The sequence below is a fragment of the Tumebacillus permanentifrigoris genome (assembly GCF_003148565.1).
Classification (GTDB): domain Bacteria; phylum Bacillota; class Bacilli; order Tumebacillales; family Tumebacillaceae; genus Tumebacillus; species Tumebacillus permanentifrigoris.
Genome location: NZ_QGGL01000007.1, coordinates 131091 through 155702, shown reverse-complemented (window position 1 = coordinate 155702; position 24612 = coordinate 131091). Strand labels below are relative to the sequence as shown.

The 24612-nt window shown below is 54.5% G+C and carries 16 protein-coding genes; 13 read left to right on the top strand and 3 right to left on the bottom strand.

Features of this window, described 5'->3' with window-relative positions:
- Positions 1-40 precede the first annotated feature (40 nt).
- Positions 41-1372, top strand: coding sequence for a tetratricopeptide repeat protein (locus tag C7459_RS09845; protein ID WP_109688750.1), 1332 nt, complete (start codon positions 41-43; stop codon positions 1370-1372).
- Between the two features lie 384 nt (positions 1373-1756).
- Here the strand turns inward: C7459_RS09845 and C7459_RS23650 are convergent, their stop codons facing one another.
- Entirely contained in the window at positions 1757-2611 is an 855-nt protein-coding gene (locus C7459_RS23650) for a D-Ala-D-Ala carboxypeptidase family metallohydrolase (RefSeq protein WP_211320373.1), read from the bottom strand.
- A 176-nt stretch (positions 2612-2787) separates the two neighbouring features.
- Between C7459_RS23650 and C7459_RS09835 the strand changes: the two genes are divergently transcribed.
- From C7459_RS09835 to C7459_RS09825, 3 genes are all read left to right on the top strand, one after another.
- Positions 2788-3930, top strand: coding sequence for a tetratricopeptide repeat protein (locus C7459_RS09835; RefSeq protein ID WP_109688748.1), 1143 nt, complete (start codon positions 2788-2790; stop codon positions 3928-3930).
- 35 nt (positions 3931-3965) lie between these two features.
- Positions 3966-4772 carry a C39 family peptidase gene (locus C7459_RS09830; protein ID WP_109688746.1) on the top strand — a complete coding sequence of 269 codons (807 nt, stop codon included), beginning with the start codon at positions 3966-3968 and terminating at the stop codon, positions 4770-4772.
- Positions 4773-4875: 103 nt separating this feature from the next.
- On the top strand, positions 4876-6111 hold the full coding sequence (locus C7459_RS09825) for a DEAD/DEAH box helicase (RefSeq protein WP_109688744.1): 1236 nt from the start codon (positions 4876-4878) through the stop codon (positions 6109-6111).
- Between the two features lie 103 nt (positions 6112-6214).
- Here the strand turns inward: C7459_RS09825 and C7459_RS09820 are convergent, their stop codons facing one another.
- Entirely contained in the window at positions 6215-7981 is a 1767-nt protein-coding gene (locus C7459_RS09820; protein ID WP_109688742.1) for a methyl-accepting chemotaxis protein, read from the bottom strand.
- 210 nt (positions 7982-8191) lie between these two features.
- On the opposite strand from C7459_RS09820, the gene C7459_RS09815 reads away from it, so the two are divergent.
- From C7459_RS09815 to C7459_RS09785, 7 genes are all read left to right on the top strand, one after another.
- On the top strand, positions 8192-9745 hold the full coding sequence (locus C7459_RS09815; RefSeq protein WP_109688740.1) for a hypothetical protein: 1554 nt from the start codon (positions 8192-8194) through the stop codon (positions 9743-9745).
- The gene (locus tag C7459_RS09810) at positions 9738-10478 is read left to right on the top strand and encodes a DUF6063 family protein (RefSeq protein WP_109688737.1); all 741 of its coding nucleotides are present in this window, start codon (positions 9738-9740) and stop codon (positions 10476-10478) included. The genes C7459_RS09815 and C7459_RS09810 overlap by 8 nt, the downstream gene beginning before the upstream one ends.
- Entirely contained in the window at positions 10471-14964 is a 4494-nt protein-coding gene (locus tag C7459_RS09805; RefSeq protein ID WP_109688735.1) for a coiled-coil domain-containing protein, read from the top strand. Before C7459_RS09810 ends, C7459_RS09805 begins: the two co-directional genes overlap by 8 nt.
- A gap of 111 nt (positions 14965-15075) precedes the next feature.
- Entirely contained in the window at positions 15076-16395 is a 1320-nt protein-coding gene (locus tag C7459_RS09800) for a helix-turn-helix domain-containing protein (RefSeq protein ID WP_109688733.1), read from the top strand.
- Positions 16396-16456: 61 nt separating this feature from the next.
- A complete protein-coding gene (locus C7459_RS09795) occupies positions 16457-17788 on the top strand; it encodes a helix-turn-helix domain-containing protein (RefSeq protein WP_109688731.1) in 1332 nt (443 codons plus the stop codon).
- Between the two features lie 175 nt (positions 17789-17963).
- On the top strand, positions 17964-18590 hold the full coding sequence (locus C7459_RS09790; RefSeq protein WP_109688729.1) for a hypothetical protein: 627 nt from the start codon (positions 17964-17966) through the stop codon (positions 18588-18590).
- A gap of 63 nt (positions 18591-18653) precedes the next feature.
- Complete coding sequence (locus tag C7459_RS09785; RefSeq protein WP_109688727.1) at positions 18654-19349, top strand: SpoIID/LytB domain-containing protein; 696 nt, start codon at positions 18654-18656, stop codon at positions 19347-19349.
- Positions 19350-19399: 50 nt separating this feature from the next.
- On the opposite strand, the gene C7459_RS09780 is transcribed toward C7459_RS09785, so the two are convergent.
- Positions 19400-19843: a hypothetical protein gene (locus tag C7459_RS09780; RefSeq protein ID WP_109688725.1), complete on the bottom strand. Its 444-nt coding sequence runs from the start codon at positions 19841-19843 to the stop codon at positions 19400-19402.
- 289 nt (positions 19844-20132) lie between these two features.
- Between C7459_RS09780 and C7459_RS09775 the strand changes: the two genes are divergently transcribed.
- Both C7459_RS09775 and C7459_RS09770 read left to right on the top strand, forming a co-directional pair.
- On the top strand, positions 20133-22097 hold the full coding sequence (locus tag C7459_RS09775; protein ID WP_109688724.1) for a fibronectin type III domain-containing protein: 1965 nt from the start codon (positions 20133-20135) through the stop codon (positions 22095-22097).
- Between the two features lie 208 nt (positions 22098-22305).
- The coding region (locus C7459_RS09770) for a fibronectin type III domain-containing protein (RefSeq protein WP_170119393.1) at positions 22306-24612 on the top strand (2307 nt) is incomplete at its 3' end.

Genomic DNA, 24612 nt, shown 5'->3' with positions numbered 1-24612 from the left:
ATTTTACAATTGCTGAAATTGAGTATCGGGGTGAACGATCTTGGCAGTAGGTCTTGATGTAGATGAGCGAAATCGAATCATCGGCGACAACTTGCGCAAGTACAGGCTATTAAAGGGCCTCACACAGGACGACCTAGCCGATGGGCTGTGCAGTGTCAGCCAATTGAGCAAAGTTGAGAATGGCAAGACATACGTCAAGCGCACCATGCTCAAACAAATGGCCGACCGCTTGGGAGTCACGGTTGAACGAATTGAGTCTGCGGATGCATTGTTTGAGGAGCTAACAGAAACTCTTCAATTGGCGAAAGACTATGTATCAGCGAAAAGCTACGAAATCGCTCTAGATATGCTGGAACTCATGATCCCCCAATGCGTTGAGTTCGGCTATCAAAAGTTACGCGTTGAAGCATTGCATCTCAAATTCATCATTCTAATTGAACAGCAAGCGTATACGACGGTGATTCTGCTTGCAGAGCAGGCATTGGAAGATGAGCTATATGTGAGTTCTGTGCAAAAGATGATGCTCTTATTGGATGCAGGATTGGCTTACGAAATGAGTGGCAACCAACAAGCAGCGTTTGATTGCTACTTACGAGCGGATGAGGAATTTGAGAGTATTGAAGGCGAAGGAGAACATTCTCAGTTTCGACATACGATTTTGTTTGGTTTGGCGAAGTTTCATGGTGTGATGGGGAATGACAGAGCCTGTCTACGGTATGCAGAAAAAGCGGAGCGAGAAGCGATTGCCGCGAATATGCACCTTCGCCGCATACGGTGTTATTATCTGAAAGCGATTCCACTTCGCAGGCTTGGTGATATTGACAAGGCGGAGCAGATCTATCTAGAAGCACTGAAGGAAACTCAGGACAATTCGTTTCTCTTGGACACGGCCATTATTCAAAATAACCTTGGTGAAGTTTACCAAGACCGTGGAGAAACGGGTTTGGCTCAACAATGTTTCAAACGAGCTTTACAACTGTTTGAACTTCTCGACGCAGGACTGTACCTCTACCGACCACAAGCAAATTTAGCAGAGCTGGAGTTTATGAACAAGAACTACGACAGGGCCTTGTCCTATGTCGAATCGATGTTCTGCTTATGCGAAAATCTTGGTGTGAACGCCTACCGAGAACTTGCAGGTACATTGCGTTTAAAGGCCAAAATTATGCTTGAACTGCAAGACAAGGATGCATTTGATCAACATATGCACGAAGCGCTTGCAATCTACCAGAAGCACAATGTTTTAGATGAGGCGTATTCACTGTCAATTGAAATCGCCAATTTCTATTATGAGAATGGTAATTCGCAGTCTGTAGAGTTTTACAGACAGGCTGTTGAATATAACAATGCCTTACTTGCCATAAGGAGATGACAACATGAAAAAGTGGGTAAAAACTGAGTTGTACCTCGTGTTATTCTTTGCAGTTAGCGTTATTCTTTCTGCTTCTGAAATCTTCCCGCCAACGAAATAGGATAATAGCAAGTACAGTAAGTCTTCTAGAAAAAAGCCCCGCCCACACGGCGGGTTTTTTTTATTCCCCACCTACTTTTTCCGCAAAGTCGGGGTAAGATGGAAACGAGGAATCCAACACATAAAAAAGAGCACCACCCCAGGGGGACGGGGCTGTGCTCGGGAAAACTGATTTGAGTGTTGATTTCGTGCGGTCAACCGGTATTGCTCCGGGTGTATGAGATTCGGATGAAGCCTCCCAAGTGTTACCTATCTGCTCTGTTTAATATCTCTACCAACTAGATCTTAGTAGTTGGTGTAGTCGCGAACTTCGTTTCTCCAGTCGCCGTGCCAGTGGTTGTAGCCAGCTTCTGCGAAGCTTTCAATGTAGTCCGGGCCTTCAGCGGAGAACAGGCTGTTGTAATAGTTGTAGTCAGCGGTCGTCGTTGCCGGGATGTCCATTGCATCGCCCCACATGTGACGGGACAGGGACGCGCCGCCGATTGCAGCGTTGTGGTTCGGGGAACGGTAGCCGGAGTTGATCGACATCGCGGAACCTTTGCGGGTACGCGCGTTTTGCACGTGTTGGATCATCATCGGGTCAACGACGCCCGAGGTCAGCGTGCTTTCGGTGATGAACTCACCCAATTGGAAGTTCGGAGCTACGTTGGAAGCTTTGGAGGTCGCGTCGAGGGTGACGAACCACAACGGCTTTTGGTAGTTCGATGCCGAGGAGGTCGGGTAGGAGCTGGTCAGCGCGGAGTCCGTTTTCATACGAACGACGAGACCGGTTTGATACTTCGCAGCACCGACTTGGTTGGAGTATGCGAGCAGGGTACCTGCGCCATCATATGCGTAGACTTTGAAGTAACGGTAGCCAACAGTCGTGGTCATCTGCTTGGACAGCGAGGTAGCCGTGGTGGTAGCCCAGTCAACGTCTGCCGTGTCAACATGCGGAGAGTTGGAGGTTTTGATGACGTACTTGGTTGCGCCGCTGACTGCACCCCACTTCATGTTGACCATGTAGTTGGTTGCAGTTACCGTGTTGATGCTTGCCGTGATCGTCTGCGAAGCGGCCGAAGCGCTTTCGAGACCTACGAAGGAGAATGCGGATGCGGCAATCGTCAGTGCGAGCGCACCTTTTGCAAATGTAGATTTCATTTGAAATGCCTCCCTTTTTCTATTTTTATATGTGTTGGATATAACTGGCTCTATCATTAGTATACTAGATTACCGAAAAAAAGAAAGATATTTTATAAATAATAATCTAAACATCCTAAATCATTATTTTCGACATTTGGGTTTTGGTAATTTTGACGCAGAGGAGTTTTGGCACCATGAGCATCCGAATGGATTATGTACGACTGGAATCAGAGCAGGACAAACAATTCTACTCAACACCGCCATTGCAAGCAGAAGGTTGGTCGGAGCAGGTTACACTGTTTTTGGACAAGCTGCGCGAGGAATCTGCGGCGTTTCATACGGTCGGCGGTTGGGCGGTATCGACGCCGGAGCTGCAACGGGCGGCGGAGATTTTTGCCCGCGTGGTGCGCGAGGTGTTCGACGCGCCGTTGTCGCTGGAGGATGAGGATGCGTTGCATCTCGATGTGTTTTTGAATTGGCACCTGATCGCGGAGGAAGTTCGTCCGCTGTTCGACGGGGCCAGGGTGCGTGAAGGCTTGAGCGACGCACAGTATCAGGAGTTTGCCGAACGGATCAGCGCGATCTCGATCCCGGCAGAGGAGGCGCTGTATTACTTCCTCGGCGCGTACTGGGGCGAATGGTTGGTGCGCCATCGCGGGGCGGTCTGGATGTTGCATGCTCCGCTGAAACCGCTACAGGCCTTCCCCGACATGATCACATCGAACGGAACGGTTTGCCTGCACCCGTTCTCACAAGTTTTGAAAAAAATCGCCGATCCCGTCGGCGACAATCTCGCGTACAAGTCTGGTGTCTTCCACAACGAATACGTGCCACCCTACCCGCTGATCGCTTCGATGGCGGACCGTCATGAAGCGACGCTTGCCTTGATGCCGGAGGAAGTCCGTTTGGCACAGCAAGCGACCCAGCAGGGCGATGCAGCGACCGCGCTGACCCTGTTGCAAAAAGCGAGTGAACGAGCGGCGGACAACCTGTTGGTGCTGATCCAACTGCAACAGACAGCGTGGCAGGCGCAGGAGTGGGAAGTTGTACACCAAGCGTTGACTTCGTTGCTTCGCCAGCACCCGCATGCGCGGTCGTTCTACAACTTGGGTGTGTTCTACGCGCAGTTTGACTTGTTCGACGAAGCGGTGGAGTGCATGCGCCAAGCGATCCTCCTGAACCCGCACTATGGCCGGGCGAAATTGACGATGGCGGCCTTGGTCGCGGAGCAAGGCGAGATTCCTGTCGCGAAGGCGTTGTTGGAACAAGTGTTGAACGAAGGCTACGATTCCGCGATCCAAGAGGAAGCCCAGCGGTTGATGCTGGAATTACAATAGAAAGCCGTGCAACTGAGCGACAGGAGTGAGAGGCCGTGCCACCCGATAACACACAAAAGCACCAAACCAACCCGATGCACTGGCTGATCCTGCTGGGGCTCTTGGTCACCATCGGCAAGTTCGCGTGGGATCTGTGGTCAGGACAAGCATCTGCGAGTCAGACGGCGGAGAGCGCCGAACAGGGGCAACCCATTCCAGAGTCCACAACCGTTGCACCGAGTGCAGAGTTGATCCCTCTAAACCGACCGGCGAGCGTGATCTTGCCTGTGCCGATCCTGCAACAACGGCCGGAGCTGTACAACGGCTGTGAAGTGACCAGTCTCGCGATGCTCTTGAACTACGCGGGACAGCCCGTCAGCAAGCTGGAACTCGCCCGCAAGATTCGTAAAGACCCGACGCCAGAAGTGGTGGACAGCGCGGGTCGCACTGTGCGCTGGGGCAACCCGGAGCTTGGATTTGTCGGCGATGTGACGGGAAACCGTCGGGGCTACTCGGTCTACCACGGCCCGATTGCCGACCTGCTCGACCAGTACTTGCCAGATCGCGCGGTCGACCTGACGCGAGCGAGTTTTGACAACGTGTTGGACACGCTGGCCACGGGCAAGCCGATCGTCGTCTGGGTCACGGAGGAATTTGCCCCGACGAACGACTGGGTGACATGGGATTCGCCCAGCGGCCGCGTGCGTGCAACGTTCCGCGAACATTGCGTGCTGCTCACGGGTTATGACGCGAACCAGCTCACTCTCAATGACCCGCTCGACGGAACCCGCAAGCAAGTCGACCGCGCCAACTTCCAACGCGCTTGGGAGCAACTCGGTCAACAGGCGGTGACGTATCGCTGATAAAAAGGGCAGGGCCGCACGCGGACACTGCCATTTTTGGCAATTTCGGCGGGAGTGGGGTATGATAGCAGAGACATACGTTACCGGAAAAAGGAGCTAACACATGACGACGAACTCGTTTTCTACATACAACTTGCCAGAGTATCAATTGGCCGCGCTGGAAAAATTGGGCATCGCCCTCCCCACGCCCGTGCAGGACGAAGCGATTCCGCTGATCCAAGCAGGCCGCGACGTGGTGGCACAATCGCAGACAGGGTCGGGCAAGACCCTCGCGTTCCTGTTGCCGCAATTGCAGAAAATCGACACGGCGAAGCGCGACGTCCAAGTGCTGATCCTCGCACCAACCCGCGAATTGACCGTGCAATTGGAGTCCGCGATTCGCGAGATGACCGCAGGCTCGGAGATTCGCTCGCTGGCGTTGGTCGGCGGGGCGAACATCGACCGCCAGTTGGAAAAGTTGCGCGAGAAGCCGCACATCATCGTCGGCACGCCAGGTCGCATCCTCGAAATCCAGAGCCGCAAAAAGTTGAAGGTGCACGAGGTGAAGTCGATCACCGTCGACGAGGTAGACCAGATGTTGGAACTTGGCAACATTGAGGATGTCAAAAAGATCATCTGGAGCACGTTGCGCGATCGCCAACTGCTGTTTTTCTCCGCGACGATCTCCGCAGAAGCGCGGGAGATTGCCCAGAAATGGATGACCGACCCGGTGTTCATCGAAGCCAAACAGGGCGAGCACATGGGCAAGATCAACCACGTCTGGTTCGGAACGCAAAAGCAGGACAAGCCGGATACGCTGCGCCGCTTGGTGCGGGCGTATGAGGTGAACCGGGCGATCGTGTTCGTCAACGAAGGCGATCGCGTATGGTGGTTGGTGCGCGAGTTGAACGAGATGGGACTGACGGCAGAAGGCATGCATGGCGACGCCGCGAAGATCCAGCGCGAGAAGGCGATGAACGGATTCCGCGATGGCAAGTTCCAACTGCTCGTCACCACCGATCTCGGGGCGCGCGGGTTGGATGTGGAGGGCGTGACGCATGTTTTCCACTTTGACATCGCGACCGATGCGGAACATTATGTCCACCGGGCCGGCCGCACTGGGCGGGGCACGAACTCCGGGCAGTCGGTGAACATCGTGGCACCGGAGGAGAAATTCATCATGCGCAAGTTTGAGTCGGCGCTGGGGATCAAGATCTTCTCCAAAGGTCTCGAACAAGGCAAGATCGTCACCCGCCGCCCTGGGCAGAAACCGACCCCGAAGCCAGGCGCTGACAAGCCGCGGTTGAGCCGCAAGCCCAACAAGTCCAAGGGCAAGCGCAAGGAAACCAAGGAAAGCTAGGCAAGCAAGCGTTGGACGCGGAATCTTCCGTCAAAAAAAGACGCTCTGCCCATCAGTGGGCAGCGCGTCTTTTTCGCTGTCGTCAGCGGGCGGAGCGTTTTTCCTACATCTCGAAGCGTTTGAGGACAACCTCTACCTCCTGCGCCAGTTGGTTCAGCCCTTCGCTCAATTTGTACAGTTCGTCCATCGAAGTCAGTTGGAGTTCGACCTCGTCGGCACAGTTTTGAGAGCGAGATGCGGTGAGGTGGGCGATGTGGGCCGTTTCCTGGGAGGAGGCGGCCGCTTGTTCGGACGAGGCAAACATCAATTCCGCGCTTTTGCGAATCTCGAGGATCTGATCGGCCACCAGATGCGACTTGGTCATGATCCGTTGGAAGGCATCTCCGGCCACATCCACCGCGACAATCCCCGAATGCACCTCGCGCAGTACATCATCCATCGCTTGCACCGTCTCGGTGGTGTCCTTCTGCATCTTGACGATCAGCCCTTCGATCTGCTTCGCCGATTCCTGGGATTGCACCGCCAGTTTGCGCACCTCGTCAGCGACGACAGCAAACCCACGGCCATGCTCACCTGCGCGTGCCGCTTCGATCGAAGCGTTCAACGCCAACAGATTCGTCTGCCGCGAGATCGCCGTGATCGCGCCGACAAACTGTCCGATCGCCGACGAGTGTTGCCCCAACCGCCGCACTTTGTCAGCGGAGCGGTCGGTGACGTCTGAGATCGAGTGCATCTGATGGACCGCCTGCTGGATCGACTCTTGCCCAGCGTCTGCTTCGTCGGCGGTTTCGACAGCCGCCTGCGTAACGAGGACAGAGGTTTCCGCGATCCGGTGGATGCCGTGTCCCATCTCCTCCATCGCTTGCGAGATCTGGTCGGTGCTCTGGGCTTGAATCTCTGCCCCCTGTGCCAATTGCTCCAATTCATCGGCGATCTGCGTCGTCGAGCTTTGGATCGCTTCGGCGTTCGCGGTCATCTGTTGGGAAGAGGCGGCGACTTGCTCCGCCGTGTGGGTCACTTGCTCGATCAATTCGCGCAGGTGGTGGACCATCCCTTGCGCTGCCACCGCCAATTTCCCGATCTCATCAGCAGGCATCGGCGGCAATTCGGACTCGCGAAGGTTCCCTCTCGCCACCCGTTCTGTCACCGCCAATGTCTGACGCAACGACTTGCGCATGCTTCGCACCAACAGCACCGCGCAGACCGTGACCAAAACGAGGACGAGGGCGACCGTCGACCAGACTGTGGAGAGCGCCTGTGTGCGATCTGTATCTTGAAGTTGTATCGCTTGGCCCGCGATCGTGTCGAGAATCTCCTTGGTTTCCGCGATGCTTCCTTGGGCGGCTTGAAACGTGTAGTCCACCTCATCGATCTTGCCAACCGCCTCTTGGCGAGCAAACACCGACTGTTGGTGGGACAGTTTGTCAATCATCGCACTGGACACCATCGCCCACGTGCGGAAGTTGCTGTCAAAATCGTCGAAGTTCTGGAAAATCGTTCGTTGCGTCTGCGGGTGCTTCGCCAACTTCCAGACGTTCTCATCTTGCGTGGCGAGCGTGCGCGCTTTTTCCACATACGTTTGCGCGTTGTGGACGTGGAGATCGATGCTGGTTTTCAACGAATCGAAGCGAGCGTTTTGCGACTCGGTGTAGAGCAGCGTGTGCTCGGCGACCAACGCCTCATACATCTCCGATTGGGTCTTGGAAATCAAGTCGAGGGTGACGTAGTCTTGGCGATACAACACTTGCACGAGATCATCAGAGACTTTGTTCAGATGGTGTACGGCGATGTAGGCGAAAAAGCACAGTGCGGCCAACGGGATGCACAAGAGGAAAAACAATTTCCATGAAGTCTTGATCCTTCGAAACAAACGAATCACCCCTCGAATGTATAAAATAAGAGTTTTACTTAATTTCGATCGCTGATTATTGATAAATTATACTGCATCGTCAAATTATCAGCAATATTTAATATTCGACGTAGTCTTTTTTACTTGTTATAACTTACTACTGACTTTTTCCCACGAAAAAGAGTAGAATCGTAGCATCGAGAGTTGTGCGTGAATGGGGGTTTTTTGAACATGCGCGACGCATTGACCGGGTTTCGAGACCGGATGAAAAACATGGCCGGATTCTGGCCGTTGTTCCGACTGCGCGAACTGCGCAAATACCAAGAGTTCGATCTGCTGGCACTGGGACTTGGCGTCCTGCTGCTAATCCTCGAACACATGCTGATCGGACGTGTCGAGTGCGACCACGCGGACGTGGCGCGCTTTTTGCGTATCGCGATTCAGGATGCCTATGGGCAGTTGTTGAGCGAGGAGGAGAGTCGCGAATTGGCGACCTATCTGTTGGCGCAACTGCGCAACGACGGGCGGGCATTTGAATTCCAGTTCCGCAACTTGGAGAGCAGTGTGGATGACAAGCACGCCTTTCATTTAATTGAAAACGGGACCTATCACGTCGCCAGCGCGCAGATTCGCTTCAAGCTGTCCGATGTGGGGCTCGATCTGCTTTTTAAAACGCGAGAGATGTACAAGGAACTGCGCATCTCAATCTCGCAGATGTTGTTGCGTCAACAGATTGAAAAGGGTGTGTTCGACGATGCCCTGCGCACGGTCGATTCGCTGGGGCTAGACGTGCGACAACTGCGCGAGGAACTTGAACGGATGAAGATGTCGATCAAGCGCGACGTTTCTCAATTCAGCTTGCCGACCTACGAAGCGATGCTGTCGATGATTCGCGAGCAGTTTGACAAGGAGCGCCAGATGTTCGAAGAGTTGAACAATCTGATCCGCGACACCCGCGACAACTATGAGACCAAGACGAGCGGCGGGCAAGAGGAGATGGCGCTCAACCGCCTCGTCGAAGTTTCGCAACGCCTGAACCAAGTCATCAACCTGCACAACAAACTGCTCGTCGACAAGCTCGACCTGCAGGAGTTGGTGCTGGAAGCGCTGGAGGAGGGCATCGTGTCTGGGTTTCGCTCCAAAGTGAATTTCGAGCGCGAATTCCTCGACCCGATCGTCACGTCCGGCACGAAGTTGGAGAACGTCCGCCGCTTGATTGAACCGTTGATGAGCCTGAACATTCGCAAGCGCTTCAATGTACACAAAGCGTTCGCGTCGCAACCGGTGCAGAAGGTCGTGGAGGAAAAAACGACCGACGCGCCAGACGTGCCGATCGAGCAATGGCAACTCTCGCCGGACGACCCGAAGCTCAAGCTCAAAAACATCCGCGACGCACGCTACAAGGACTACCTGCGCATGATCTTTGAACCGTTGCTCCACGAGCAATCGCTAAACTTGCACGACATTCTCAACACGCTGGAACCGGAGCAGCTCTATGACGTGGTCAATGCCCGCGACTTTTACCCGTTTCTCGTGCAGTTGCACCAGATGAGCCCGATGAATTTCCGGCTCGATGCGGAGACCAAGGCGAAAATTCTCGACTCCGATGAGACCAATTTGCCCTATCTGCTCGTCCAGTTGATAGGGGAGCAACCGGAGTACGAGGTGCTCGGCACGGTGATGGTCGAGGTTGAACAGGAGGGAGACCGCAGTCTAAGTCTCGCTCAGGAGGAAGCCTGGACCGTTTCAAACTTCCGCTTCTACAAGGAGGGTCTGTATGTATAGCAAGGAAAGCGTCGAACGCGCGATCAAGCTTTTTATCTTGCTCTTGGAAAAAGGCGAGACGGACGAGAAGGACCGCGATCTGGTTTTTGCATACAAAGAAGACCCGGTCGCCCAAGAGATCGTCGCCCAGATGATCGAAAAGCAAGCGGGCATCAAGATCCTGCACGTCGGGGACAAGCTCTATGTCACGCCGTCGCTTGACAACAAGGTATTCGGCTATTCCAATGATGAGTTGCGGGTGAAAATGGGCCTGCGCCAAGACAGCGTCTCGATGGGCTTGAAGCTGTATCTCGCTTATTTCATCATCCTCGCGACCTTGGCGATGTTTTATAACTCCGACGATCTGAACACGAAAGTCCGCCAATACGTGCCGATCGAGGAATTGGAGCAGTATGTGACCGAGAAATTGCAGATGTTGGGCACGGGTGATTACGGGCAGTACCTCTCGGCGGAGTACGAGTTCAATTTTGCCCAAGTCGCGGAGTACTGGCAGTCGATGCCTGCCTATGACGAGACGCTGACCAACCAGCGGATGGGACACAAATCTCGGGTCAGCTACTTGCTAAAAGTCTGGTCATTCCTTGAGGAGGAGGGCTTGGCGAAAGTCGCGGTGGATTCGGAAATCCACCCGACCGACAAGCTCGACCACATGGTGCGCAAGTACTATGCCCACCAAAAGCGCAAGGACGAATTGCTCGCTCTGATCCAGCAAAAGGAGATCTTTTATGCCTAGCATCAACCGAATCCGACTGGTCAACATCCAATACGACAAGGGCGGCAAGCAATACGCCGACGAACTTTTTAAATTGCATGGCAAAAACACGCTGATCAACCTCGCCAACGGCGGTGGGAAAACGCTCTGGCTGCAACTGGTCATGCAGACGCAGTTGCCTGGCGGTATGATGGGTTCGCGCCGCATGGTCGACCTGCTCGCACATGAGCGCTACACCGGGCACATCCTCGTCGAATGGAAGCTCGACACGCTGGGGGAGCGCGAGTTTTTGATGACTGGGTTCTGCTTCACGAAGGCGAGCGATGAGGAAGGCGAGCTGAAGTATTTCACCTACACGCACCCGTACCGCATCGGGGACGAGCTCTCGATTGCCAAGATGCCGCTCGTCACGGACGGACGCGTCATCGGCTACCAAGACTACTACAACCTCCTGCGCAAGGAAGCGGGCGTGACGACGTTCTCCCAACACGACCGTCGCAAGTACATCCAGCATCTCGGGCAGTATCACATCTATGAGAAGGAATGGCTGTCGATCCGCACGACCAACGGCTCTGAGGGTGGCATGGACGGGTTTTTTGCCCGCTCGAAAACGGAGCAGTCGTTGCTGGAGAACTTGTTGATCCCGACCGTGGACCAAGCGCTTTTCCAAGACGATAACGAGGCGCAAGACTTGGCGAACTCGTTTTTGAAATACAAGGACAAGCTCCTGCGCATCCCGCAGATTGAGAAGAATCTGGAGGAGTTTCAGGAGATCGAAGCGGCGGGTCGTTCTGTCGTGGAAAAAGTCAGCGCCTACTCGGAGGCGCTGAAGTTGCGAGCGAACTTAGAAGGGCATCTGGTGTTCGTCAAAGGCCGTCTCGAGGAACTGGTAGGCGAGCGCGAGGAGGAAGCGGCGGCCCTGACCGAAGTGGTGACGGCGCTGAAGGAGCAGATCCGCGACGAGGAGTTCAAGCAAGCCTCGCTGGATGTGAACGCCCTGCAAGCGGAGTACCGCGCCGCTGAGCGCAAATTGGCAGACCTCGCCGTGCGGCTGGAAGAGCTGGCGGAGCAAGAGACGATCGCGGAGAAAAACGTCCGCCTCTACCGGGCGATCCCGAAGTACTTGCAGATCAAGGAGTTGGAAAAACGCCTCGCTCGCGACCGCGAGACGTTGGCGGGTCTCGACATGCAAAATGAGGACCTGTTGACAGAAGTGGCGACCTATCGCGGGCAGTTCCTGACCTTGTGGGAGGAGAAAAAGTCGACGCTGCAAGCCGACCTCGTGAAAAAGCAAGGAGAGCGCGAGACGTGGAAGCAAGCCGAAGCCACCGCAGAGCAGGAGCACGACCGTGTGGCGGCCGCCCTCAACGAGCTGAGCAAGTCGGGCGGGGAGTTGGAGAACTGGTTCAAGCAATTTGACAAGCAACAAGCAGCCGTGCGCGACTTGCTCGGCGAGGAGATCGCAGCGGAGCCGACGGCGGAACGCGACAACCTGCGCTGGCAGGAACTCGAAAGCAACAAAAAAGTCCGTGAGACCGAGACACAAGTCGAGGCGTGGGACGCGGAGATCGAGTCGGTGCAAAAAGAGATCGAGACACAACGCGACGAGTTGCGCAAAGCGATGCGGGATCAGGATAAGCTCGAAGGCAAGATCGAGCAGTATGAAACGCAGCGCGCCAAAGTCGCCGACCGTCTGGAACTGGTCGACCTCGCCCGCAGCGATCTGCATGGCTCGCGAGCAGATCTGGAATTGAAGTTGACGGAGAAGCGAGAAGCCTACGCTGCCGAATACAACAAACTCGCGGCCAAGAAAGGCGCGCAGGAGGAGAAAAAAGCGCTGCTGAGCAACGCGGACTATTACGTTCCGTCGCAAGAGTTGCTCCGCTTCCAAAGCGTGCTCTCCGACTGGGGCATTGATGCGATGCTCGGCTCTCAGTGGTTGCAAGGGCAGGAGCCATCCCTGCGCGAACAGCAGGTCCGCACCAACCCGATGCTGCCTTACGCACTCCTGCTCGCCGATCCCGACATGCGCAAACTCCGCGACCCGCGTCTGGACTGGGAAGGTCTGTATCTCGAAAGCCTGATCCCGCTGCTGACGATTCCCGGACTCGTAGATGAAGGCTCCACAGCTAGCGACAGTTTGACCAGCGACTCCGCAGGTTCAAGCTCAGCAGGTTCAGGCTCTATCTCCCGAGGGGAACGTGCCGCAGGCACAGGGGCCCTCGTATCCCTTGGCACCGACACCGCCTATCTCTCCCTGCACGGCGGCTACTCTCCGTTCCTCTCGCAGGAAGCGTTGGATCGCCGCCGCGCCGCGCTGGATGCAGAGATGGCAACCCTCGTGGAGACGATGGACGTCGTGGAGAAATCCCGCCGCCACATCGAGCAAGTAGCGGACGAACTCGGACGCTTTTTTGACGCCTACAAAAAGAACCCGATGATCGACTGGCAGACCAAGCGCGACGCCCTGCAGCTCAAAGTGGCGGAGAAAAACGAAACCATCACCACCCTCACCACGCGCATCACCGACTTGCGCACTGAGATCTCCGATGCCAAGAAAGCGGTCAAGGAGACCCAGGAACAACTGATCACCCTCCGCGACCAACTGCGCGTCCTCGACCCGCTCGCCACGCTGGCGTCCGAGCGCGCCGACAAGGAAGCAGCCCGCAAAGCCGGTGAGGAGCAGGCCGAAACGCTCCAAGCGCAACTCAAAGACCAAGCCCGCATCCGCCACGAAGCCCGCGACCAAGAGACCCGGATCATCCCGGCGATCTACGCGCTCGAATCGGAAGAGGCGCTTTTGAAAAAGGAACGCGAGCAATACCTTGGTTCCGCAGAGATCACCGCCCTGCCGCCAGAGGAAGGTCTGACCTATGACACTGTCTCCGGCAAGCTGGACTCTCTCGAAGGTCTGCTCGCCCAGAAATCGGTCGGGCGCGACGAACTGGTGCGTCTGATCCAGAATCACGAAGAGTCGGTTCGCGACAACCAAGCGTACATCGACGAACAGAACATCAGTGCCGAAGACCTCGCCTCGCACAACTCCGCGCCCCCGGCGTCGGAACTCAAATTCTGGGAAGTCAAGCTCAAGGAATCCCGCACCGAGCAAAAACAGGTCAACACTGAACGCACTGACCTGCAAGCCGACCAGAAAAAAATCGAAGGCAAGATCGAAACCGAGGAGAAAAAAGTCAAAAAAGACTTCGACCGCGCCCCGTTCGCCTACGGCGACTCCGTCGATCTAGGAGCCGAACGCGACGCCCTCAAACAACTGCTCTCCGACCTCTGGAACCAGCGCAAGTCCAACGAACAAGCGCTGGACGAGATTCAAAAAAGCCGCGAAGAGGCGAAAACGCTTTTACAAAAAGCGGACACGTTGCTCTCCGCATACTCCATTGAGACGCAAGCCCGCGACCTCCCCGAGGACCGTGCGCAGAAGCTCGAAGTCGATCCGACCGCGATCGTCACCGAACTCGACAAATCCCTGCAACGCACGGCGAAACAGACGGAGGAGCGCCGCCGCGAGATGGAGGATGAGTTCTTCCGCTTCGAGCGCTCGATCGACAAGTACGAGTCCAAGATCGTTCAGAAATTCATCCGCTCTGTCATCGACTCCAAAGCCGAGGGCGACATGTCCGATATCGAACAAGTGCGCCCGGTGTTTGAAAAGTGCTTCGAGATGATGCGGCTGTACGTCGAGAAGGCCAACCTCGAACGCCAAGAGCTCGAAGAGGCGAAGGAAGAACTCGTTCACCGCTGCCTCCAACACGCCGAGCGCGTGTACGACAACCTCAAACAGATCGCCCAGTATACCAAGATCGACTACCGTGGCAAAAAAGTCCAAGCGATCGACATCCAACTCAAAGACAAGTGGGAATCTCCCGTCGGCTTGAAACTGATGTCGCAGTACCTGCACGCGCTGACCGAGGAACTGCAGCAAAAAGTCAGCAAAGGCGAGGATGAGGATGACGTCGAGAAGTGGTTGACCGTCAAACTCTCCTCCAAACACCTGCTGAACGTCGTCGCCCCGATCTCGGAGGCGCGCATCAAAGTCTTCAAGCCGCAGCAGGTGCCAGGGGAGAAAGTGCGCTATGACCATTGGTCGGAGATCATGAAGTGGTCGGGTGGTGAGCAGTACACCGGATGCTTCGCGATGTTCATCGCCGTGCTCTCCTACTTGCGGGCGAAGATGTCCGGCCTCGACAACGCATCCAAAGTGTTGCTGGCCGACAACCCGTTTGGCGTCGTCTCGTCACCGCATCTGTTGCAGGTGATCTTCCAACTCGCTCGCGTCAACCGCGTGCAGATGATCTGCCTGTCTGACCACAACAAGCAATCGATCTACGACCTGTTCGAAGTCGTGTACTCGCTGAAACTGGTCGCCGCGATGGGTCGCTCCGTGATCCAATCGAGCGAACGTCGACCGGAGAGCGTGATGGAAGCCGGATTTTATGAGATCGATTTTGATCAGGAAGTGGAGACGGAACAGAAAAGTCTCTTGCTGTAGAGAAAAAGCACCGCCATACGCGGTGCTTTTTTTCGTAGGAGTCTCAAAAAGTACGGCAGAGTCAGTATAATAGATAGATGGATAGTTGGTAGGGGGGAGTGGTTAATACGTATGAGTAACACTCTTGGATGCAACATCAGATCATTCCGACTTGCCAAAGGGATGCGGCAAGAGGAGCTGTGTGAGGGAATTTGCAGTGTCAGCCAGCTCTCGAAGATTGAGAACGGCAAAGTACAGCCCAAGGACGAACACGTACAGGCGATCGCCAAACGGCTGGGGATGTCAGTCAAGCAGCTTCAAGTCACAGAAGCACGACGTGACCAGATCGAGCAAGAGATGAAGTTTGCGATCCAAGCGAGCAAGTCCAATCATGAACGACAGGCGATCACCCTGATCGAGAAAGTAATCGAGGAAGCGCGGAACTTCGGGTATGAGGACCTGTGTGCAGAAGCGATGTACCAGCAGATTCATTTCTATGACAACCTGGGGGAGTGGCCGCAAGTGATCCGACTCTCCCAAGAGATGTTGACATCGGGGATGGGGTTGGAACCGGGGCTTTCGTTAGATCTATGGGGAGAATTGGGAACCGCGCACTACTACAGCGGCAACCTGAACGAAGCGTTTCGCTGTTACGCACGGCAGGAGGGCTTGATCGATGGAATCTCGACAGATCATCCCCAAGCCTTGCGGATTTACATAGGCTACGTGGCCAACCAATACTTCATGCGGCGCTATCGGGAGGTCCTCTTCTACTGTGAGAAGGCGATGCCGCTGGCGATTGCTTCCCAACGGCATATCTACAGATGGCGCCTCAGCAACATCATCGCGTTGTCGTTGAACCGACTGCGGGAAGATCCGCAACGTCGCTACGAGCTGTTGGAGAGTTCCTTGCAAGAAGCTGAGCAAAATGGCAACATCGCTGAGGCCAGTCAATACGCAAACAACTTAGGAGCACTGTACTATTGGGACCAAGATTATGACAATGCCCAACGCTATCAAGAGTTGTGCATTCGCTATTATGATCTGGTCACCGATGCATTCATAGATACGTATCGTCGAGAACCGTATTACCAGTTGGCCAGTGGGTTTATTCAAAAGGGTCAGTATGACCAAGCCAAGCAGATCGTCGAGAAGTTGCGCGAACTCTGCAAAGGGAGAATCGATTCCTACATGTACAACGCCCGCATCCCGCAGTTGGAAGCGGAAATTGCGCGCGTGGACGGACGTTGGCAAGAACAGGTGCAATCCCTCAAGCAGGCCTTGGAGATCTACGAACGCCATCATGTGTACTTCGAAGCGCAAGAGACGGCGATCCGGCTCGCGGAAGTGTTGGAGGGGCGAGGAGAACTGTCGGAGGCGCTCCAGATGTACAGACGAGCGGTCTCCTACCAACAAAAGCTGGAAGAGACTCGCTTGCCGATGACCATCTAGTGGCAAGGCTCGACGAATAGATGTGCGCTCGCGCTCGTGGTTACCGAAAGGAAGAATAGCGATGATACCCGTGCATGAACTCAGTCCCTACATCGGTGAAAACCTGAAAAAGTACCGCCTCGCAAACGGCATGCGCCAAGAAGAGCTCTGTGAGGGCGTTTGCAGTGTCAGCCAGCTCTCCAAGATTGAGAATGGCAAAGCGCAGGTCAAAGCGGAGCACCTAAAAATCATGGCCGAACGCCTCGGTGTCACGGTGGAGCAGTTGATGACCACAGATGCGATCCACGATGAGCTGCGCGACCAGATCGAGTTGACCAAAAAAGCGACCGTCGCTCGCAACTATGCACAGGCCTACGAGCTGATCCGTTCCGTCATCACCCGCGCCCAAGCAAACGGTTACCAAGACCTGCACGCCGAAGCGGTGCTCTACGAGTGTTACCTGCTGAGCACGACCGACCGCAACTGCCAGGCCGCACTGCTCAAACTGCGCGAGACCTTGACGGACGGCGGTGAGTTCGACCCGATCACCCGCGCAGACCTGCTGATTGAGTATGGGCGCATCTATGCTTGCAGCGGCGACCTCGTGGAAGCGTTCCGCCAGTACTTACAGGCGGATACGCTTTTGCAACATCTCCAGCCAATCGCGGACGATCACTATGCGCAGGTGCTCGATCGCCTCAGCACCTGCATGTTCGATCTGCAGAACTGGCACAGCGGATATCGTTACGCAGAACGTTGCGCTCAGATCGCAACCGCACGGAACTTGCGCCACCAACGCTTGCGTTCCCTCGCGATGCAGGCCACGTATGCCAGCAAACTCGGCCGGTCGGAGGAAGCGAAGCGACTCCTCGAAGCCAGCTTGCAGGAAGCGGTGGACTACCAATTCATCCACGAGATCGCGGTGCTGGAGAACAATCTGGGCTGCTGGTACTTGGAGCAGGGAGAGCTCGACACCGCCCACCAGTGCTTGCAGCGCTCGATGACTGCGTTCCAACAGCTCGACAATCCTGCTGTGCTGTACCAGCCGCTGTTGAACCTCGCGGAGTGGGCACAAAAAGCGGGCAACTACGAGCACAGTCTGCAATTCGCCCAGCGGGCGTTGGACTTGGTACACGCCAGCAGCCTGCCCGGTCCCGCTTATCTGATCGAAGGTCGCATCCTGACCATGAACGCGAAAAGCTACGAGTTGCTCGGCGACCCTGAGCGCAAGACCGCGCTCTATGAACAGGCGCTCAACCTCTACGACCAGAACCGCGCAATCATCCCGGCGTATGAAGTCTGCGTCACGCTCGCGGAGCACTGCTACGAACGCAATGACCCTCGCGCCCTCAGCTTGTACAAGCAAGCGGTCGGCTACAACCGCACCATTCACGAACTCGGTGTCAAAAAGTAAATCATCTACCCGGCGATGACAGAGTGCGTTCGCAACGCAACTCTGTCATTTTTTTATATTCTATAAAAAACATTAGACAAGTATTAATAAGTGTAGTACCATATTATCTATAGAGAATGAATACAATGTCCCTTTGGATAAATAATCACTTTCGCAGGAAGGGGTTCTGTTACAGATGAAACGTGTGCGCTTGTGGATGACGGTGCCTTGTCTGGTTGCACTGCTCGGCGTGTCAGGTTGCGGGGAGCGTGCAGACAGTGCGGCTACAGTTGTGGCGCAATCGACCACGCAGGGCACCACGAGTTCGGCCCCGGCCAAGACACTGTTCCATTTCAGCAAAGCAGATTCGAAGTCGCTGGCGGAGAACGTGCTCTGGGACTACCTAGACGCGCTAGATCGCCAAGACCTCGACAAAGTGATGGACATGATGAACGTCGAAATGCAGGGTGTGTATCAGATGGACGATCGCATCGCGCTGCGCAACTTCAAGTCGGTCAAGGTCAAGCGCATCTATGATATGACCGCTCAGGCTCCGAAGTCGGACCAGTATGTCGAGGCGCACTATTTCTACGTGGAAGTTGATTACACCTTGAATCACCTGCTGGAAGACAACGACAAAGATGGCGAGAACTACCGCATGGGTGTCATCGCCCGCGAGACGCAAGACTCACCTTATAAAGTGGTGGAATATTCGCACGTTCCGAAACTCAAGGAAGTGTCGGCCGACACCCCGGACACACCAGGTCAATCGGTCGCGCCCCCGCAGAATCCGTCCCAGATGATTGAAGGGGCCCGCAAATAAGTACAAGTTTCCAGTCTATGGACTGGAGAAAAATATAAGAAACAGAAAAAGGGAGCGAATAACATGAAAAAGGCATCTGCCCTGTTGTTGATGACTGCAGCACTGTCCCTCGTGGCTACCTCCGCGATGGCATCTCCGGCTGTAAAAGAAGTGAAGCAAAAAGACGGTACGGTCCGCCTCGACGTGCAAGAACGTCCGTCCAACGGCACACCGGAAGCACAGCAAGAAACCAAGTTGGTTGTTGACCCGCAAGGCGTGACCGCTGCGGCCTACACCATGCCGTCCTCGATCCGCGTTGGGATCCGTGCGAACAACAGCACCGCGAACCCGATCAGTTCCGTGTCTGTCGTTCCGTGGTATAACTACAACATCGACGTGCTCCCGAACGAGTGGATCGCTTCCTGGCCGGCACAATCGCTGAATGCAGGCGCGATCGCAGTCAAGATGTATGCATGGTATCATATCCTTCATCCGAAATACTCCACCTGCGATGTTGACAACACCGTCAACTCCCAAGTCTACAAGCCGAACTCCCGCATCGCGAAGAGCACGACGGCTGTTGACACCATGTCGGGCATCGGCATCCTGAAAAGCGGTGTCATGTTCGAAACCCAATACCGCGCAGGGTCCTACGACTCTTCGATCCCGGGCACGAACATCATGTCCCAGAACGGTACCCACTACTACGCAGACCTTGGCAAAACTTGGTCTTGGATGACTTCCTACTACTACCCGGGTTCCGCTACCTTCACCTACTAAGATCGAAAAAAGTCCCTCGCTCAGGCGAGGGACTTTTTTTATGCGCTTTTCTATTCGCTTTTCTTTTTCTTGGGCTTGGTTTTGCGCTTGGAGAGCCGGACTTTGACGACCGTCTCCGTCTGGGTGTGCTTGGAGATCATGTCCGGGGTGAGTTTGCCTTGTGAGGTGAGGATCGAGTAGTCGAACGGCGTTTTCAGCTCGTCCTTGGCGATCAGCAGTTCGTTGGCGAGCGAGTCCTTGTCGAACACGTCCTTCACGTAGGCTTTCTTGGCGAGCACGGCGAACTCCCCGTTGGGAAGCGGCAGAACCAGATCGTCCTCGATGTCTTCGAGTCCTTCAAAAAACGCTTCGATCTCTTCGAACAGCAATTTGTTCTCTTCCTTGCGTTCCTTCTCGATCTCTTTGTTCTGGAAGTAGCGCAGGATCTTGTCTTCAAGTTCGAGCTTTTTACGTTCCGCTTTCTCTACGGTCAACTCTTCGATCATCTCAGCCATGCTATGTTCACTCCTAGTGAGTTATTTTACGGAAAAAGTGCCCCTCTCATCATAAACGATAGAGCCTTGCGAGGAAATAGGCTGGACACAGGTTCCTACCAGATGACAAACTTTTCATTTTTATTTGCAAATAAAAACTTTACTTAAGAAAAGAATTGTTGTATATTTGCAGATGTTATAATAATGAGAGTGAGGAATCGTTGTGCGAGGAACCTATCGAATCGTAAATTGCCTTGTATTGGCAACGAGTTTGATCTGGAGCAGCAGTGGAGTTGCAGGAGCATTGACTTTGGAGAATGCCGGCTTTGAGTCGTACACCACGGGAAATGGTGTCGCGGACAAGTGGGTGGCGTACCAGCCGTCCACAGCCACAGGGAGCTATCGGGTGGTGAATTCGCCCGTTCAGGAAGGGTCGCAGGCGCAGCGATTTGAATTCCGCGACATGAATCAAATTCAGCGGGCGCACATCGACCAGTTTTTTGACATTGATCCGGGAGCGGAGTATGAGATCTCCGGGTATTTCAATGTGGAGAGCTTGACGCGATCGCAGATTCAATTGGCGATCGATTATTTTGATGCGGCGGGCACTCTGATCGACAGCAACGTGACGAACCAGAGCCAGCTCACGAACGGCTATGTCCGGCTGCAAACGATCAAGGTCGCCAACTTGCAGGCGGTGAAGTGCCGCATCTCTGTGATCCTGCTCGCAACCGCAGATGATGCGTCAGGCGCGTTCACCGTTGACCAATTCGCTCTGCGCAAGACCAATGGTGCGTTGGTCAATCCTGGATTCGAGGAATATCATGGCATGTACGAAGTGGCGGATAGCTGGCGATTCGGGTACAGCCCGCGGGCCACGCTGGCCCAGAAGGTCGTGAGTTCCCCGGTCGCATCTGGCGTACGGGCGCAAAAAGTGTCGGCTGCAGGGTTGCCCTATTGGGGCTATTCACATGTCGTGCAAGTGGTCACCGCACGAGAAGGTGTCAGCTATACGGTGGGCGGGAAATTCAACATCGCAGAACTTAATGGTTCCAAAGCCCAACTCTACGTCGACTACTATGACGCGAACTACAAACACCTCGGCTCCGACTACACGGATCGGACGACGACCACCAACGGGTATGTACTGGTGCAAAACAAAACGACGGCTCCGAAGAACGCCGCGTTTTTGCAGGTGTGGACGTTGTTGCGCGCAACGGCGGACAACGGCGCGGGCACGATCTATGTAGATGATGTGAGCGTTGTGGGAAGCACCGACCTCCCGCTGGAGCAACCGATCATCGATCTGACCCCGATGACCAGTTCCACCAAGTTACCTGTGGTGGCAGGAGCCGTGGGCGAGAGCGCTTGGTTGCTTGGATATGACTTCCAAACTCCGACCGTCGTCCGGGAGTACGAGCTGTCGCCGATCCTCAATTTTGCGCAGTCTAACACACCGAATTCGTGGACGTTCGAAGGTTTTGACGGCGCCAATTGGCAGGTGCTCGACACCAAGACGGGGATGACCGAATGGAACGGCATCTCGGCCAAGAAGTTCCCGATCGCCAACAAGCAGGCGTACTGGCAGTACCGGTTGAATGTAACCGCTAACAACGGGGACACGCAGGTGCTCGATTTGCGCAACGTGAACATGCATGGATACTACGCTCGTCCGATCACCCCACAAGGCGTGTGGAATTCGGCAAAAGGCGATGGCACGATCACGCTGTCGTGGACTCCAGCCAATGGCGTGACAGGCTACAACATCTACCAAGATGAGAAATTGGTCAAGCGGGTGTCTGGAAACGTCACGACGGCGACCTTGACGAATTTGACCAACAACAAGGTCTACCATTACACAGTAAGCGCCGTCAATGGTACCGGCGAGTCGTTGAAATCGCAGGATGTGTTGGCGATGCCGTACATGGTGGCGCGAGGGTTGAAACCGCTCGTGAGCAGCGGGTGGGGTGGAAACTGCGCGACGGCGACGATCAATTTTGACTTCCAAAAACCGACGGTGGTGCGCGAATATACTTGGGTGCCGGGCAATGATGCGAAACGAACACCGAAAAAGTGGACGTTCGAAGGCTTTGATGGAACCGCTTGGATCGTGCTGGACCGGCAGAGCGATCTCCCGAGCTTGCCGAGCAATACGCGTCGCTACTTCACGCTCGACAACACGCAGAGCTTCCTCAAGTACCGAATCAACAACTCAGGCACGGCGGGAGACCCGGCATATCTGCGACTGCACGACATTCAACTGATTGGTGAGTAAGGCAACTGATAAGCGAGTAAGGCAAAAGCACCCGGATGCGGGTGCTTTTATTTTTTATCGTTGCAAGAGTAAGAGAGATTCAATGCCATTTAGTTCAATTTCAACATTTCATTTAGCTCTGGTTTGTTATATATTGTAATCTAAGTGATGAATATCGAGATGAGGAGTGATTCCTATTTTAGCAAAAAGAATCTTGAGTTGCCTTGCTTTGGCATCGGGTCTCTGGTTCGGTGGAGCACAAGTCGCAGGAGCCGCGCTGTTGAACAATCCGGGCTTTGAGTTGAATGTGCAGCAGGGGGATGTGGCGGACAGTTGGTTGACCGTTCCACCGCCTGTCGCCAACGGGAACTTTAAAGTCGTAACGACGCCCGTTCACGAGGGGGTCCGCGCCCAACAGTTTGCGTTTAGCGGTTTGAGCCAAGACCAGACGGCCGCTATCGAGCAGACGTTCTCAATCGACCCTGGCTCTGAGTATGAACTCTCGGGCTACTTCAATATCCAGAGCCTCTTCCATGCACAGGTGCAGATGAAACTTGATTATTTTGATGTGGCCGACAACCTCGTGGACAGCAACGTCACGATCCAGACGGCTACGACCAGCGGGTACGCGCGCCTGCAAACTATCAAGGTCGCCAAAACAAACGCGGTGAAGTGCCGTGTCACGGTGAATCTGACCGCTACAGGTGACGCAGGGGCAGGGACGTTTACCGTCGACCAATTCGCTATGCGCAAGTCGAACGCGTACATCGTCAACCCTGGGTTCGAGACCTACAATGGGATGTACAACGTAGCGGATACGTGGCGAGTTGGGTACAGCCCGAACGTACAGACCGATTATCAGGTGGTGAATTCTCCGGTTTTCTCCGGTTCGCGGGCGCAGAAAGTCTCTGCCTCAGGTCTGCCGAATTGGGGATTTGCACATGTCACCCAAACGGTCACAGCGCAACAGGACGTTGCGTACACCGTGACCGCCAAACTGAATGTCGCAGAGCTGACGGATGCTAAAGTCCAACTGTACGTCGATTACTTTGACGCAAACTACGAATTCCTGGGTTTCGATTCCGGTGAAATGGAACAAACGACTATCACGAATGGATTCGTTGTGCTCAGGAATGAATCCACAGCGCCTGAGCATGCAGCGTTTCTACAGGTCTGGGCGCTGTTGCGCTCCACGTCGGAGGACGGTTCTGGCACGTTTTACGTGGATGACATCAACGTACAAGCAAGCACGGACTATCCACCTGAGCAGCCGATCGTTGATTTGATCCCGACGATGACCTCGAACACGGCTCCACAGGGGGCGGTACTGGTGGACCCGATTACAAACAGCGGCAACGCCTTCCACTTATTTGATAGCATCGGTACTTCGGTCGGGGGTACTTATGTCCACACTTTGCCCACGGGAACGATCGGATATGACTTTAAAACACCGACGGTCGTGCGAGAGTACACGATTCAGCCGGTAAACTACTTAAATCGTACACCTAAGAAATGGACGTTTGAAGGCTTTGACGGTAGCGATTGGAACGTGTTGGATGCCCATTCTGGTGTCAGTGATTGGGTGAGCAACACGAACAAGACATACCAGATCTCCAACATGCGGGCCTACTGGAAGTATCGACTTAACATCACAGAGAACAATGGGGACCCAAATTACCTCTACCTGAATGAAGTGTATATGAACGGTTACTTTGCCAAACCGGTTACACCACTAAACTTGTCGAATACGAGTAACGGAGATAGCAAAGTGATTTTGACTTGGTCTTCGGTCATCGGGGTTACTTCCTACAATGTGTATCAAGACGACAAACTTGTACAAATCGTACCGGGCAATTCCACAACGGCGACGCTGATGGGGTTGGAAAACGGTAAGGTTTATCATTACAGGGTATCGGCAGAGAATGGTTCAGGAGAATCATTGCTCTCAAAAGAAGTCTTGGCCATGCCGTATGTCAACACGCAATGGCTGAACCCGATCATGACTTCGAACACGTCGCCGTTGGGTGCGGTGACGACGAATCCGAGTAACGTCACAGCATATCTTTTGTTTGATCATAACGACGCCAACTCCATCTCGCTTGCTGGGAGAAAGGGAATCATCGAGTATGACTATCAGACTCCCACACGGATTCACGAGTACACGATGATGCCGCTCCCAGGGTATCCGACACGGATGCCGAAATCGTGGACATTTGAAGGATTTAACGGGACAGACTGGGTGGTCCTTGATACTCAGCAAAATGTCACGCCGTGGACCGTATCGAGGAAATACTTCACATTCCAAAACGATCTCGTCTTCTCCAAGTATCGCCTGAACATCACGGAAAACAATGGCGATGCTAGCTACTTGACGATGAGCGAGATCCAACTGCTTGGTACTTACGAGACTCCCGCCATGCCGAAAGGGTTGTGGAATACAGACAATGGCGACGGCAAAGTGAGCCTGCAATGGCAAGGCGTGAACGGCGTCACCGAATACCATATCTACCAAGATGGTGAACTTGTGCTGACGACC